A 13,925-nucleotide genomic window follows, 5' to 3' on the forward strand; every position below is an offset into this window, starting at 1 on the left:
GCGCTTAGAGCAAGTTATTATCTTGAGCTTGAATTGGAGGTGGTGTCGGTTTGCCTAGCGTTCCTAAAAGTTCAATTTCGATACTACGCACCATGGCATCTAAAGGTAAATCATTGCTTTGAGTACCAAAAGGCTCTTCAATTTCCGAGCTTAGTGCATCAAGTCCTAAGAATGTATATGCCAAAATTCCAACCAGTAAAGGTGTGGCTAAACCAAGCAATGAACCAAGGCTAAACGGCAACATAAAACAGAAAAAATAGACAGTGCGATTGAGCAAAACTGAATAAGCAAATGGAATAGGTGTGTTGGCGATTCGGTCACAGCCAGTTTGCACAACACTTAAATCTGAAACATTTTTATTCATCTGCGCATAGATGATGTCAGAGATTTCACCTTCTTTAAGTGCTTGTAATAATTCCCAGTGAATAAGGCTTAGCGTGTACTGAGGGGCATTATTTTGCTGATAGAGTTGGGTGAGTGCTTGCTGGCTCATACCACTGGTTTGTATTAACTCAGTTGGATTCGCAGTCTGACGACGCAAACGATCACGTAGCACATTAGCAAAAACAATCACATGTTGAATGACACGTTCACGGCGAGCCTGAGTCAAAATTCGGCAGTCACGGTCAAAATGGCGAGAAGTTGCAATTAAAACACCCCATAATTTTCGTGCTTCCCACCAACGGTCATAACATGCAGTATTTTTAAATCCTAAGAAAATAGAAAGCACAACACCAATCAGCGTAAAGCCAACCAAAGGAATTTCTGGAAAACGATAAAGGTTGATATATTCCACGCCACCAATGATTGCTGAGATCAACATAACAAACCCTAAGGAGGGGAGAATTTTGGGTAAAATCGTCCCTCGCCAAGAGAATAAAACTTTGAAAATACTAGGTTGATCACGAACAATCATTTTATTTTAAGCATCACTATTTTTGTTTTGATCTTCTAGGCTTAGTTAAGCTTTGTCAATATTATTGAACTGATATTGTTGCGGGGTTGAGCAGTTGTTGTTCAGCAAATGAAAAGCTTCCTTCTGGAGAAATAATAAAATGATCCAAGAGGTGTATTTCGACAAGCTTGCATGCATTTTCCAGTTGTTGAGTTAATGCAATATCTTCAGCGGAAGGCTGTGCTGAACCAAATGGATGATTGTGTGCAATCACGAGCTGGCAAGCATGTTGTTGTAAGGCGTAGCGTAAAGTTTGATTAACCGAGACCGCACAATGTTGCATTGAACCAAAAAATAGCTTTTTAAAATGGAGCTTTCTTAATTCTGGGTCTAGACACAGCACAGCAAAGACTTCTTGTTTTTCACCTTTTAATTCATAGCGTAAATAATCCAAAACTAAATCAGAAGAGTGAAGACTAAGATTATTCTTCTGAAAGTGATGATCGAGATAACGCCGTCCGAGTTCTTTGACTGCCAGTAATTGAGAATATTTCGTTGCTCCTATTCCATTAAATTGAGTTAATTCGCTTAACGATGAATCAAATACTGCATTTAGACTACCAAAATGTTGAATGAGTAACCGTGACAATTCGACTGCTGAATGTTGCTTTGAACCTGAGCGAAGAAAAATTGCCAATAGCTCTGCATCAGAGAGACTTTGAGGGCCTTGTTGTAATAACCGTTCTCTTGGCCGCTCTTGTTCGGGCCAATTTTTAATAGAAGTATTCATATTCCCCAGCATAATTCGCTTAAAATTTTATTTTGTTTGCCCAATCAATCTTGGGTCTGCGCGTATTTAATGCTATTGTGAGCGCCACTGCAACAGTAAGGTATCCTGTTCGTGAGCTTTGATCTAAGTGTTATTCCTCATAAAAACATCGTTTTAGCTGTTACTGGCGGAATTGCTGCCTATAAAAGTGCCATCTTAGTCCGCCGCCTCAAAGATTATGGCTTTGATGTGCGTGTGGTCATGACACATGGTGCTCAGGCATTTATTACCCCACTAACTTTTCAGGCTCTTTCTGGAAATCCTGTCCATACTGAACTTTTAGACCCTGCGGCTGAAGCTGGAATGGGACATATTGAATTAGCACGTTGGGCTGATTTATTACTGGTTGCGCCTGCAAGTTGCGATACTTTGGCAAAATTTGCGCATGGTTTAGCAGATGACTTGCTCAGTACAGTTTTTTTGGCAACAAAATCTCCTGTCTGGGTTGCGCCTGCCATGAATCAGCAAATGTGGGCGGCCAAAGCGACACAACGAAATTTACAAACCTTGGTCGAAGATGGCGTGCATGTGATCATGCCAGATGCGGGTGAGCAGGCGTGTGGTGATGTTGGTTTAGGCCGAATGCCAGAGCCAGAAGAAATTGCTAAGCAAGTGGCTGGCTATTTCCATCAGGCTCAACGTGCAATTGCTGAAAAATTTGGGTTGTTGGCAGGTAAGCGAGTTGTGATTACTGCTGGGCCAACACGTGAAGCAATTGACCCTGTTCGTTATATTTCGAACCACAGTACTGGTAAAATGGGCTTTGCTTTAGCGGCTGCTTGTTACGCTGCTGGTGCACAAGTGACTCTGATTGCTGGACCTGTAAGTTTAGATACACCGAATGGTGTAAAAAGAGTAAATGTTGCCTCTGCAAGACAGATGTTAGATATCAGTATGGATTCATTAGAAACAGGCTGTGATATCTTCATTGCAACCGCCGCAGTCGCTGACTATCGTGTAGCAGAAGTTGCCGAGCATAAAATTAAGAAGGCAGGGGATGAGTTGAATGTTTCCCTTGTAAAAAATCCGGATATTGTGGCAACCATTGCGGGTCAGGAAAAACGTCCATTTATGGTGGGCTTTGCCGCTGAAACACAAAATGTTGAAGAATATGCGGCAGGAAAGCTGGTTGCTAAAAAGCTCGATATGATTGCATGTAATGATGTGTCACGTGCAGATATTGGTTTTGCTTCTGATGAAAATGCGATGACAGTTTTCTTTGCTGAAAACTATCACATGAAAAAGCGTGAGTTAGAAAAAGCATCTAAACAAGAAATTTCTCAACAGTTGGTTGAAGCAATTTCGGATGCATTACGCCGTAAATAATATGTTCTAAATAAAAAAACCGCGAATTAATCGCGGTTTTTTTTATATGTCTTACTTTATCCAACTTAAGGAATGTCATCTTCAAATTCAGGTTTAACCTGAACGATGAAGTCCTGACGGTTAAGACCACGCCATAAGGCAAATGCTGTACCGATATAAATTGAAGAGTAAGTACCTACAAAGACACCAACAAACATTGCAACAGCGAACCAGTGTAGACCATCACCACCTAAGAACATCATTGCTAGAACGACTAGCAATAAGGTCATTGATGTATGAATGGTACGACGTAAAGTTTCGGTTAAAGCAATATCGACGATTTCACGAGGAGTCGCACCGCGAATTTTACGGAAATTTTCACGGATACGGTCTGACACTACAATATTATCGTTAAGCGAGAAGCCAATAACAGCAAGTACCGCAGCTAAAACTGTAAGGTCAAACGGCCATTGGAATAATGCAAAAGCACCAATAATAATGATGATGTCGTGGAATAAAGACATCACGGCACCCATCGCGAGTTTAAACTCGAAACGGATCGTCACGTAGATCAACATTAAAATAAGTGCAAGGGCAACCGCACCAGCAGAGCGAACATATAGCTCGTTACCAACTTGACCACCTACAGAGTCAACTTTATGAACTTCTGCGGCATTGTTTGGCAGCTGTACAGCCTTAGTAATCGCGTTATTAAGGTCTTCAACCTTAACTTCTTGTACTGGCATACGCACAAGTAAGTCTTTATTACTACCAAGTGTCTGTACTACAGCATCTTTAAAGCCAGCTTTGTCGAGTGCCTGAATAACGTCAGACTGGTTTGCTGGTTGAGCATAGTTAAGCTCAGCTGAAACACCACCTGTAAAGTCCAAACCGAGGTTAAGACCTTTAGTTACAATAAAGAAAATACTCGCCAATGTAATCAGGATCGAGAAGATTGCCGCAGGTTTGGCAATCTTCATGAACGGGATGATTTTTGCATCATCCGGACGTCCATATTGTTTTGAATCTTGTTGAGTCACTTTAGTCATCATCGATCTCCTTAAATGCTCAACTTTTTCAAGTTACGGCGTTTGCCATAAATGATTTGTACAATTGCGCGAGTCACTGTAATTGCAGTAAACATCGAACACACAATACCAATCATTAATGTTACGGCGAAACCTTTGATCGGACCTGTACCAATTGCAAACAAAATGAAAGCAACGAGGAACGTGGTTAAGTTCGAGTCAAAAATGGTGTTATAAGCTCGATCATAACCGGCCACAATGGCCTGTTTGGGTGAGGCTCCCCAGAGCATTTCTTCTCGAATACGCTCACATATTAATACGTTCGCATCGACCGCCATACCAATGGTAATAACGATACCGGCAATACCTGGTAAGGTGAGGGAAGCTCCAATCCATGACATAACCGTTAAAATCATTGCCAAGTTAACAACAAGTGCAAAGTTAGCGATTAAACCGAATAGACGGAAGAAAACCACCATCCAGATTGCAACAAGCAAGAAGCCGATTTGAGTTGATAATACGCCTTTATCAATGTTTTCTTGACCAAGACTTGGACCAACCACACGTTCTTCAACAAAATACATTGGCGCAGCTAAAGCACCTGCACGTAGCATTAATGCAAGCTCTGATGCTTCTTGAGGAGAACTTAAACCGGTAATACGGAAAGTTGAACCTAAAACGGCTTGAACAGTTGCAGCATTAATGACTACAGATTCAGTGTATGGAGTACGAACTTCTGTTTGTGCACCAGTTTTAGGATCTGTGACATAAGTAATTTTTTGCTTATTTTCGATGAACAATACCGCCATGCGTTTACCAACAGCATTACGAGTTGCATCGGACATAAGCTTACCACCAGCACTGTCGAGGGTAATATTTACCTCGGCACCACCAGAGTCTTGGCTGAAGCCAGAACTTGCATTTTGAACACGCTCACCAGTCAAGATACGGTTACGTTGCAACAAAAGTTGACGACCGCTATCTAAAGACTCATAAGCAAAAACTTCTGTGCCCGGAGGTAACGGTTGACCATTATATTTACCTGTATATGGGTCAATATATTGATCATTTGAGTCAGAAACTAAACGGAATTCGAGGTTTGCAGTACGACCTAAAACACGTTTAGCTTCAGCTGTATCTTGTACACCCGGTAATTCAACAACAATACGGTTGCTACCCTGACTTTGTACCAATGCTTCTGCAACACCAAGTTCGTTAATACGATTACGTAATGTTGTTAAGTTTTGGTTTACCGCATATGACTGGATTTCTTGGCGACGTACATCGGTATAAGTAAGCTTTAAAGTAGAACCTGTAGAGCTTGCTAATGCCTGTTGGGTATATTCATTCCCATTACGACGTAGAAAATCCATTGCTGCATCACGGTCAGCATTGTCAGCAAATTGAACAGTGATTACATTGTTTGTTAATGCAAGATTATTAAATTTGATCTTGTTTTCACGGAACTGACGACGCAAATCAGTGGCAGAAGTTTCCATACGTTGGGCAACGGCTTTGTCCATATCTACTTCAAGCAAGAAGTGGACACCACCACGTAAGTCCAAACCAAGTTTCATTGGTTTTGCCCCAATTTTTTGCAACCATTCCGGTGTAGTTGGTGCAAGGTTTAGGGCAACAACATATTGATCACCTAAGTCACGGCGTAATACTTCTTTTGCTTTCAACTGCGCTTCAGAAGAGCTGACACGCAAGAGGGCAGCATTATTTGTAAAAGTATTATCGTGACTTGCAATATTTGCTGTTTTTAAAATTTGCTCTGCTTTTTGCACCACACTTTGATCAATTTGGGTACCAGCTTTGGCACCGGAAATTTGAACGGCGGGCTCATCCGGATATAGACTAGGCAGTGCGTATAATGTACTGACTACCAGAACAACCAGAATCAGTAAATATTTCCATGCAGGGTAACGCATTCGCTTTCTTCTTAAATGAAAAAGTCGTGCTAAAGCACGACTGTTTTATGATTAAAGGTTATTTAGAGTGCCTTCAGGTAATACTGAAATTACGCTGGCACGCTGAATTTTTACTTCTACACCACGGCTAAGTTCAACAACTGCATAGTCACCTTCAATTTTGGTCACTTTGCCCATTAAACCACCAGCGAACACAACTTCACTACCTACACCTAAGCTTTCGATTAAAGAGCGGTGTTCTTTAGCACGCTTTGCTTGAGGACGCCAAATTAAGAAATAAAAGATTGCAACGAATACAACAATCATCAAGATGTTTGGCAAAATACCTGTAGTTGGGCCAGCTGCCGGTGCTGCATGTGCAGCAGAAATTAAAAAGCTCATTTTGATTTCCTAAAGTTAAAAATATGAGTCAGATACCTGACATAATCCTAATTCGTTTTGCAATTTACCTTGTCTTGAGGTTGAGCGCAAATCGGGCTTATTCATCAACCGGACATGGTGGAACTTCTAAACCACGGCGGGCATAAAAGTCCTGAACAAATTCATCAAATGTGCCATTCTCTAATGCATCACGCATACCTTCAGTTAAACGTTGGTAATAACGTAAGTTATGAATGGTACCGAGCATAGACGCTAACATCTCTCCACATTTTTCAAGATGGAATAGATAAGCACGGGTAAAGTTCTTACAAGTATAGCAATCGCAATGTGGATCGAGCGGACTTTGGTCATGGCGATATTTACTATTACGAATACGTACCAGACCATCAGTGACAAAATAATGACCGTTTCGCGCATTACGGGTTGGCATTACACAGTCGAACATATCGACACCACGGCGCACCGCTTCAACGATATCTTCCGGTTTACCAACGCCCATCAAGTAACGCGGTTTGTCTTGTGGCATTTTGCTTGGGAGATAATCTAAAACTTTGATCATCTCTTCTTTAGGTTCACCTACAGATAAGCCGCCAATCGCATAACCGTCAAAGCCAATTTCAAGAAGGCCATTTAAAGACTCATCACGTAAGTCTTCATACATACCGCCTTGAATAATGCCAAATAATGCATTCTTATTTTTGAGTTCATCATGATGATGAGTTTTACAACGTTTTGCCCAGCGTAAAGAAAGCTGCAATGATTTTTGTGCTTCTTCATGCGTTGCAGGATAAGGTGTACATTCATCAAAAATCATGACGATGTCAGAGTTCAATACCTGCTGAATTTCCATAGAAATTTCAGGCGATAAAAACACTTTTGAACCATCAATTGGCGAGCGGAAAGTAACACCTTCCTCTTTGATTTTGCGCATTGCGCCAAGACTAAAAACCTGGAAACCGCCAGAGTCAGTCAAAATTGGCTTATCCCATTTAATAAAGTTATGCAAACCGCCGTGTTCTTTAATCACTTCAAGACCCGGGCGCAAATATAAATGGAAGGTATTTCCTAAAATAATTTGTGCCTGAATGTCTTCGATATCACGCGGTAGCATACCTTTAACTGTGCCGTAAGTCCCCACTGGCATAAAAACAGGTGTTTCAACAACACCATGTTCTAAAGTTAAACGACCACGACGGGCGCGCCCCGACTGACCTAATTTTTCAAACTTCATCTAAAAATCCTGAACACGAGCAGAGGCGAAGAAACAGTTCGCTGCTAAAAAGAGAGCTATTTTCCTTGATTCTGCGATGTAGTTCTACTACTAAATGTAGCTGGTTATAAAATAGATAAAACTTCCGACAGGTTAGGGGCTGTTTTTTTCTTATTGGAAATTAGGTTTATAGTCAAAATTTTCATTAACAAGATTATCCTTAAAAGGGCGAATCGCTTTCTTGGATAAAGTTAATGTATTGATGAGATTGTTAGGGAATACTTCAATCTGGTTGTTGAACAGCTCGACATTACGGTTAAAGATACTAATCGCAGCACCCACATTTTCGTTTTGTTCCTGAATGTCGTCCATCATCTTGCTATAGAGTGAATCGGCTTTAAGCTCAGGGTAGTTTTCAACAACAATATTTAAGCTGCGAATTAGTTCTTTGCTCATTGTCTCGATTTGTTGGAGCTGAGAAATATCAGTGTTATTCACATTTAAATTAAGAATTTGCTGTCGTAATTCAGTGACTTTTTCAAATGTCGATTTTTCAAAGTGAGTATATTGATTAAGTGTTGTCTCAAGCGCCTCTAAAGTCTTTACCTTTTGACGTTCGAAATTGGCAACCTCAGACCAAGCGCGTTTGGTCGCATTAAAATAACGTACGATGGTATTACGGATGTGAACGCCCCAGACGATCAGTACAACAAAAATCCCCAGGAAAATAAATAAACCAGTCATGGTCAGTTCCTTGTTGTTATTCCCTCAATGTACTTTTGACTTCGCATTTTTTAATGAGACGACAATCAAGTCATACGAGAGATTTATTTAATTAAGTTCAACATTAATTGCTGAAATTTTTCATATTGCGGCATGGTCATGGTACGCAAGTGCCCACGCAATGCTGAAACATTATGAATTTCACTTTGCTTACTTGTGGTCTGAAAAAGATTTTGCTCGCCCAGATAACACAAAATTTGTTCTTCGTGATGATAAATTAAATCACCTTTAAAGTGCTGAAAAAAATCATTTAATTTTAAAGTTGAGCTTGGACTAACCTCTTTGGCCAACTGGTGTTGATTAACTCCAAAAATATTAAGTTCTTGGTTAATTAAAATATCGCTACTTTGCCATTTACTGCTGTAGGGAGTAAAAAAACGAGAACGTTGATTGCTAACAGCAATACCCAAAGCTGGCATTTGAAATATAAAAGCGCCCCATAAATCTTTATGAATTTCTTTTATAATTTTTTTATCGCTATTTTGGTCTTGAATAATAGGGATTTCATTAATGTAATGATATTGAAACAGCAAGACTTGATGATCGGTTACTCCATCGTTCCATGTCGTCGAAGCAAACTGAGTAATTTCGTTAGACTCAGTCCCTCGATTAAACAGAGGGAAATACTGTTTTAATTTACTCAGAACTAAAACTGGTTGAGCATGAATGGGAAGATAAGCTGGTAACTGCTGAAACTGTAAGCCGTAACGCAAAATCACCATGCGTTGTTCTAGATAACGAATAACTTGCGTTAATGGTTCTTGAGATTGATAGAGTAAATAAGCCAGAAACCCTGTTAAAAAGGCACCTAAAAAGCTCCAAATATATTGAATATATGGATGAAGAAAATAACCAAAACCTAATACTGTGATGCTGCAAATGGCGAGTAAATAGGGGAGCACATTAAAAAACCGAAGGTTGTGATCTTCACGCCATGGATGTAAAGCATCTAAAAGATCTTGGGCTGAATGAGATTTTTGCCCAGCATCCCAAAGTCGAGCAATATTGCGAAAAACCTGTGTATTTTTTTTACGCCTTATATGAAGAGCTTCTTGTACAGTATCGATTGGCATGGAAGTAATAAGTTCATTATCATAAAGAGCTATTTCTAGATTATCTTTTAAATTGAAAGAGATAAATACTAAATTTTTCTAAATTGAGAATTTTTCTTTAAAAAATTAATGCCTGATTTCATCGCTAAATTTCTGCAACTCACACAGCTAAATTCATTATTTTTTATTGTAAGTACTTGGGTTGGGTTAAACCTCGAATCAACTTATAAGGTTTAACCCAGCCTTGGTTTTTAAACTTCTAATTTATCAATCAGCATTGCATCGCCATAGCTAAAGAAACGATAGCGGCTTTTAACAGCATGTTCATAAGCAGCCAAAATGTTATCTCGATTTGAAAGCGCTGATACCAACATGAGCAGAGTAGACTCTGGCAAATGGAAGTTAGTGATTAAACGATCTACGATGCAGAACTCATAGCCTGGATAGATAAAGATTTGTGTGTCGCCAGTCCAAGCCGCGATTTTACCGCCATGAGCTTGTGCTGCACTTTCTAAAGCACGTGTTGCTGTTGTACCAACGGCAATCACTTTATTGCCGCGTGCTTTAGTCGCCAAAATTAGATCGATGGTTTCTTGAGGCACATCACACCATTCACTGTGCATAATATGGTTGGTAATGTCATCAGTACGAACAGGCATAAACGTGCCAGCACCGACGTGTAAAGTCACAAAAGTTTTTTGAACATTTTTTTGTTCTAATTTTTCTAAAAGTGTTTCATCAAAATGCAAGCTTGCAGTAGGTGCTGCAACACTGGCAATTTTTTCTGGGTTATGGAAAACCGTTTGATAGCGTTCAGTGTCAATTTCTTCTGCTTCACGGTTAAAGTAAGGCGGAATAGGTAACTGACCATATTGTTCAAGTACAGGCAAAATTGGCTGTGAAAACTCAACCACAAATAAATTTTCGTGACGGCCACGTACAATCACAGGAATATTATCTGCACCGACATAAAGCTCAGCACCTGCTTTAGGCGAGTTGCTCGATTTAATATGACAATACGCTGTGGTGTGGTTCAGCATGCGCTCAACCAAAATCTCAATAGCACCGCCTGTAGAACGTTTTCCTTTAAGTCGTGCTTTCATGACTTTAGTGTCATTGAGCACTAACAGATCACCTTCTTCGAACAGATCGATAATGTCTGTGAACATGTGATCGTGATATTGACCCTTTGAGTCTAGGTGCAACAACCGTGAAGCACTACGTGATTCAAGAGGGTAACGGGCAATAAGTTCATCAGGTAATTCAAAGGAAAAGTCGGACAGTTGCATATTTAGAAAAAACACCGCAAAAATTGGGCCTAGTATAAACTTTTTCGCTTTTTTATGGCTGTGCTTATGGCCTAAATCATGAAAAATGTTTAAGTGATCTAAAAGTGAACGATAATATTCACTTAGGGTTTGACAAGTTTTACAAACGCGCTAATATACGCAACACAAACATACTTCCTCTCCCGAGGTGGTGAAATTGGTAGACGCGGCGGACTCAAAATCCGCTGTCAGAGATGACGTGTCGGTTCGAGTCCGACCCTCGGGACCATATTCAGAATCGTAAGATTCTACGAAAACCCCTAAACTAACGGTTTAGGGGTTTTTTGTTTTAGAAAACAAATATTTATGCTCTATTAACTAATTGATTTATAAAGTTGCTCAAAGTTTTTCCTGAGAAATTAGCCCTCTTGATAGAAATAATAAACATCCAGAACTTCTTTTAAATGTTAATGAAATTAGAATTGTTTTGGTTTTTTAAGTATCTTTATGTAGGTATTTCAGATAATTACACTATTTAAATAAGACCTAAATAAAATAGAGAGATAAATTTGATCTATTGTATGGGGAAGAGTATTTGACAAAAGAATTTATTGATCAATAATTTAACAAGTTTTATCTTTTGATCAAATTGTATGATGGATTTAAATAGAAGAATCTTTGGTATTTGTCTTTTTATCCTTTTTTTATCTTTAAGTGGCTGTGTTTTAGTAAAGACGAAGCCAGTTAATCTTCATACTGAAAAAGCTCAAGAGAAAAATGAAAAATCTTCAAAAATAGAAAATGATTCTGATTCTATTGGGGAACTCATTCATGAAATCCCAGATTCACCTGCTCCATTAGAGGTGAAAATAGTGGGTTATGTAAATGTGGACCTTTTAGAAGTATTTCCTTCTACAAAAAATCTAACTGCAATAAATCATGTGACACGAGGTACAAAGTTATTAATTTTTGATACTAAAGGTGAGTGGGCTAATATTTCAGCAGATATCGAGTATCCGTATTGGGTTAATTTAGCAAGCATTTGTTTTACAGAAAGATGTTGGGTTAAAACAAAAAGTTATTCACCTCAACATAGCTTAATGAAAAATGCTAAAAATAGTCTTCAAACAATTGAAGAAAAAACACAAACTCATACATCATCGAATAACTACAGTAAGACAAAAAATATAGTTAATGGTAGAGGCTATAGAAATGTAGATGGAAACTATATATCAAGTCCAAAGAAATCTAAGACGCAACCGACAGGTGCAACTGCAAAATGTAGAGATGGTACTTGGTCTTTTAGCCAAAATAGGAGGGGAACTTGTTCTGGTCATGGTGGTGTAGCTGCTTGGCTTTAGCATATTTAATTATTCTTGTTATGATCATATAGTTTGATATCTAACTAGATAAATAGTTCACAAAATAAGAGCTTGTGTTCAATCATAAAACATGTTGGGTTAATAGTAATATAAACATATGTGTTTAGAGGTTTTTTGTTGGGTATAAAAAAGTGAATAGAGCTTAAGAAATTATGAATTAATTATTTGATTCCGAGGGTCGGGCTCGAATCTTTATCTATAAACTTAATTTTCTAACAAATTTTCAATTTTACGCTTTATAAGCCCTTATTCAAATTCAACAAAACTTCGTTAAAGTCAAATCAAGATAGATTCTCAGCCTTCTACAAATAATACTTTTTGACCATCTTTTTACTATTTATAAACTCGCATTTCTAGCATCTTACAACTCTTTACCTTCAAACATTTGTTGTATTTTCCTCAAACATACCCACTTTATGTATCTAAAAACCTTTAATTGAAACTTCACATTTCTATTTTGAAAAGAAAGTTGCTCTTTTAATGTACTGTGTTAAAGTTTGTAGTAGATCATAATGATTATAAGTACATTTCTTTTAAGAGTGGTTCCGACCAAAAACGACAAAATCTGTGAGGCGGGCAATGACATTCCAACATTTAGAACTAAACCAGATTGAGCAGTTAAGTGCTTGTAGAATATCGCTTTTGCTTGGATTAAATGCCGAGCAGAACTATATCGAGCAATTTTTCCGGTTTAGTCTTCGTCTTTTGAAGTGTAAAAAAGCCTTATTGACTTTTAATCAAGAACCTTACTTTTGGCATCGTTGCCCAGATGGTATGACCGCCATTTCGTTTAAACCTTCAAAACATTTAAAACAGTGCTTTGCTAAACAACAGATCATTAATCACTCACATCCTTCATATCAAAATTTAATCAACTATTTAAAAGAACTAAGCATCGAGTGCAGCAGAGCATTGGCGGTGCATCTTTTACACCCCGATAAAACGTCTATGGGCTTTGCTGTCTTTTTTGATGATGATGCTGCAACATTTGAAGATGACGATATTCAATTGCTGCTCGATTACTGTTCGACTTTCATGCAGCAAGTCGAATTGAAGTTTAACTATGAAGAGTTAAACGAACTCTATGAACAACAAGTTGCGATTAACTCAAGTAAAACTAAATTTTTCTCGATTATTTCGCATGACTTGCGAGCGCCGTTTCATGGGCTGCTCGGGTTTTCTGAAGTACTCGCCAAAGAGCGTGAAACCTTAGATGAATCTAGCATTCAAAACATTGCAGATTATTTATATGACACCTCACAATCGACTTATAACTTACTTGAAAGCTTACTGACATGGGCGATGGCAGAGGGTGGGCGTTTTGTTTATCACCCAATTAACTTTAAGCTTAGACAAGTCAGCAATATTGTTTGCGATGTACTGCACACATTAGCTTTGAAGAAAAATATTGAACTGGTCAATGATGTTCCAGATGATTTAAATATCTATGCCGATATCAATATGATGACCTCCGTAATTCAAAACTTGGTGTCAAACGCGCTGAAATTTACCGATGTTGATGGATCTGGAAAAGTTTTTATTGAAGCAAGGCAAGCTGATAAAAATATAGAAATAACAGTTCGAGACACTGGTTTAGGCATGACCGAAAAACAAATGACAAATTTGTTCCATCCACGTATTACAGCCAGCTTTAAAGGAACCGCTGGTGAAAAAGGTGCGGGTTTAGGTTTAAGTCTTTGTAAGCGTTTTGTCGAAATTAATCAGGGTAAAATTGATGTCAGTTCAAAAGAAGGCGTAGGAACGACATTTACAGTTTTATTACCTTCTGCTCAAGAAAGTCATGAGGCTCATGCAGAGCATTACTCTTCAGCGGAAGCAAAATTAGTCTAATCCCTTT

The 13,925-nt window shown here is 38.7% G+C and carries 12 protein-coding genes and 1 tRNA gene; 4 read left to right on the plus strand and 9 right to left on the minus strand.

Annotated features, from left to right (window positions below):
- Positions 1 to 4: 4 nt before the first annotated feature.
- Complete coding sequence (locus tag K6I41_RS02755) at positions 5 to 916, minus strand: bestrophin family protein (RefSeq protein WP_005309531.1); 912 nt, start codon at positions 914 to 916, stop codon at positions 5 to 7.
- A 61-nt stretch (positions 917 to 977) separates the two neighbouring features.
- Positions 978 to 1,697, minus strand: coding sequence for a RadC family protein (gene radC / locus K6I41_RS02760; protein WP_250375157.1), 720 nt, complete (start codon positions 1,695 to 1,697; stop codon positions 978 to 980).
- A 99-nt stretch (positions 1,698 to 1,796) separates the two neighbouring features.
- On the opposite strand from radC, the gene coaBC reads away from it, so the two are divergent.
- Positions 1,797 to 3,050: a bifunctional phosphopantothenoylcysteine decarboxylase/phosphopantothenate--cysteine ligase CoaBC gene (coaBC, locus tag K6I41_RS02765; RefSeq protein WP_009389455.1), complete on the plus strand. Its 1,254-nt coding sequence runs from the start codon at positions 1,797 to 1,799 to the stop codon at positions 3,048 to 3,050.
- Positions 3,051 to 3,115: 65 nt separating this feature from the next.
- Here the strand turns inward: coaBC and secF are convergent, their stop codons facing one another.
- The 7 genes from secF to queA all read right to left on the minus strand — a co-directional run bounded on the left by secF (position 3,116) and on the right by queA (position 10,706).
- Entirely contained in the window at positions 3,116 to 4,081 is a 966-nt protein-coding gene (secF, locus tag K6I41_RS02770; protein ID WP_013196833.1) for a protein translocase subunit SecF, read from the minus strand.
- A gap of 8 nt (positions 4,082 to 4,089) precedes the next feature.
- The gene (secD, locus tag K6I41_RS02775; RefSeq protein ID WP_013196834.1) at positions 4,090 to 5,991 is read right to left on the minus strand and encodes a protein translocase subunit SecD; all 1,902 of its coding nucleotides are present in this window, start codon (positions 5,989 to 5,991) and stop codon (positions 4,090 to 4,092) included.
- A gap of 51 nt (positions 5,992 to 6,042) precedes the next feature.
- Complete coding sequence (gene yajC, locus K6I41_RS02780; protein WP_003655131.1) at positions 6,043 to 6,372, minus strand: preprotein translocase subunit YajC; 330 nt, start codon at positions 6,370 to 6,372, stop codon at positions 6,043 to 6,045.
- A 97-nt stretch (positions 6,373 to 6,469) separates the two neighbouring features.
- Entirely contained in the window at positions 6,470 to 7,603 is a 1,134-nt protein-coding gene (tgt, locus tag K6I41_RS02785; protein WP_049838131.1) for a tRNA guanosine(34) transglycosylase Tgt, read from the minus strand.
- A gap of 150 nt (positions 7,604 to 7,753) precedes the next feature.
- Entirely contained in the window at positions 7,754 to 8,326 is a 573-nt protein-coding gene (locus tag K6I41_RS02790; RefSeq protein WP_250375158.1) for a LemA family protein, read from the minus strand.
- An 83-nt stretch (positions 8,327 to 8,409) separates the two neighbouring features.
- Positions 8,410 to 9,438 (minus strand): hypothetical protein, encoded by a 1,029-nt coding sequence (locus K6I41_RS02795; RefSeq protein WP_192455225.1) that lies wholly within the window; start codon positions 9,436 to 9,438, stop codon positions 8,410 to 8,412.
- A gap of 230 nt (positions 9,439 to 9,668) precedes the next feature.
- Positions 9,669 to 10,706 (minus strand): tRNA preQ1(34) S-adenosylmethionine ribosyltransferase-isomerase QueA, encoded by a 1,038-nt coding sequence (queA, locus tag K6I41_RS02800; RefSeq protein WP_192834322.1) that lies wholly within the window; start codon positions 10,704 to 10,706, stop codon positions 9,669 to 9,671.
- A 181-nt stretch (positions 10,707 to 10,887) separates the two neighbouring features.
- Between queA and K6I41_RS02805 the strand changes: the two genes are divergently transcribed.
- From K6I41_RS02805 to K6I41_RS02815, 3 genes are all read left to right on the plus strand, one after another.
- Positions 10,888 to 10,974 (plus strand) — tRNA-Leu (locus K6I41_RS02805).
- 364 nt (positions 10,975 to 11,338) lie between these two features.
- The gene (locus tag K6I41_RS02810; RefSeq protein WP_250375159.1) at positions 11,339 to 12,046 is read left to right on the plus strand and encodes a DUF3761 domain-containing protein; all 708 of its coding nucleotides are present in this window, start codon (positions 11,339 to 11,341) and stop codon (positions 12,044 to 12,046) included.
- A gap of 600 nt (positions 12,047 to 12,646) precedes the next feature.
- A complete protein-coding gene (locus K6I41_RS02815) occupies positions 12,647 to 13,918 on the plus strand; it encodes a sensor histidine kinase (protein WP_250375160.1) in 1,272 nt (423 codons plus the stop codon).
- The last annotated feature ends 7 nt before the right edge of the window (positions 13,919 to 13,925 follow it).

This window comes from Acinetobacter sp. AS23, assembly GCF_023612055.1.
GTDB lineage: Bacteria > Pseudomonadota > Gammaproteobacteria > Pseudomonadales > Moraxellaceae > Acinetobacter > Acinetobacter oleivorans.

Bases quoted from the DNA above. Each gene is read 5' to 3' on its own strand.
- K6I41_RS02755 (WP_005309531.1), bottom strand. From the start codon at position 916: ATGATTGTTCGTGATCAACCTAGTATTTTCAAAGTTTTATTCTCTTGG.
- K6I41_RS02810 (WP_250375159.1), top strand. From the start codon at position 11,339: ATGATGGATTTAAATAGAAGAATCTTTGGTATTTGTCTTTTTATCCTT.
- yajC (WP_003655131.1), bottom strand. From the start codon at position 6,372: ATGAGCTTTTTAATTTCTGCTGCACATGCAGCACCGGCAGCTGGCCCA.
- radC (WP_250375157.1), bottom strand. From the start codon at position 1,697: ATGCTGGGGAATATGAATACTTCTATTAAAAATTGGCCCGAACAAGAG.
- K6I41_RS02795 (WP_192455225.1), bottom strand. From the start codon at position 9,438: ATGCCAATCGATACTGTACAAGAAGCTCTTCATATAAGGCGTAAAAAA.
- tgt (WP_049838131.1), bottom strand. From the start codon at position 7,603: ATGAAGTTTGAAAAATTAGGTCAGTCGGGGCGCGCCCGTCGTGGTCGT.
- secF (WP_013196833.1), bottom strand. From the start codon at position 4,081: ATGATGACTAAAGTGACTCAACAAGATTCAAAACAATATGGACGTCCG.
- K6I41_RS02790 (WP_250375158.1), bottom strand. From the start codon at position 8,326: ATGACTGGTTTATTTATTTTCCTGGGGATTTTTGTTGTACTGATCGTC.
- K6I41_RS02815 (WP_250375160.1), top strand. From the start codon at position 12,647: ATGACATTCCAACATTTAGAACTAAACCAGATTGAGCAGTTAAGTGCT.
- queA (WP_192834322.1), bottom strand. From the start codon at position 10,706: ATGCAACTGTCCGACTTTTCCTTTGAATTACCTGATGAACTTATTGCC.
- secD (WP_013196834.1), bottom strand. From the start codon at position 5,991: ATGCGTTACCCTGCATGGAAATATTTACTGATTCTGGTTGTTCTGGTA.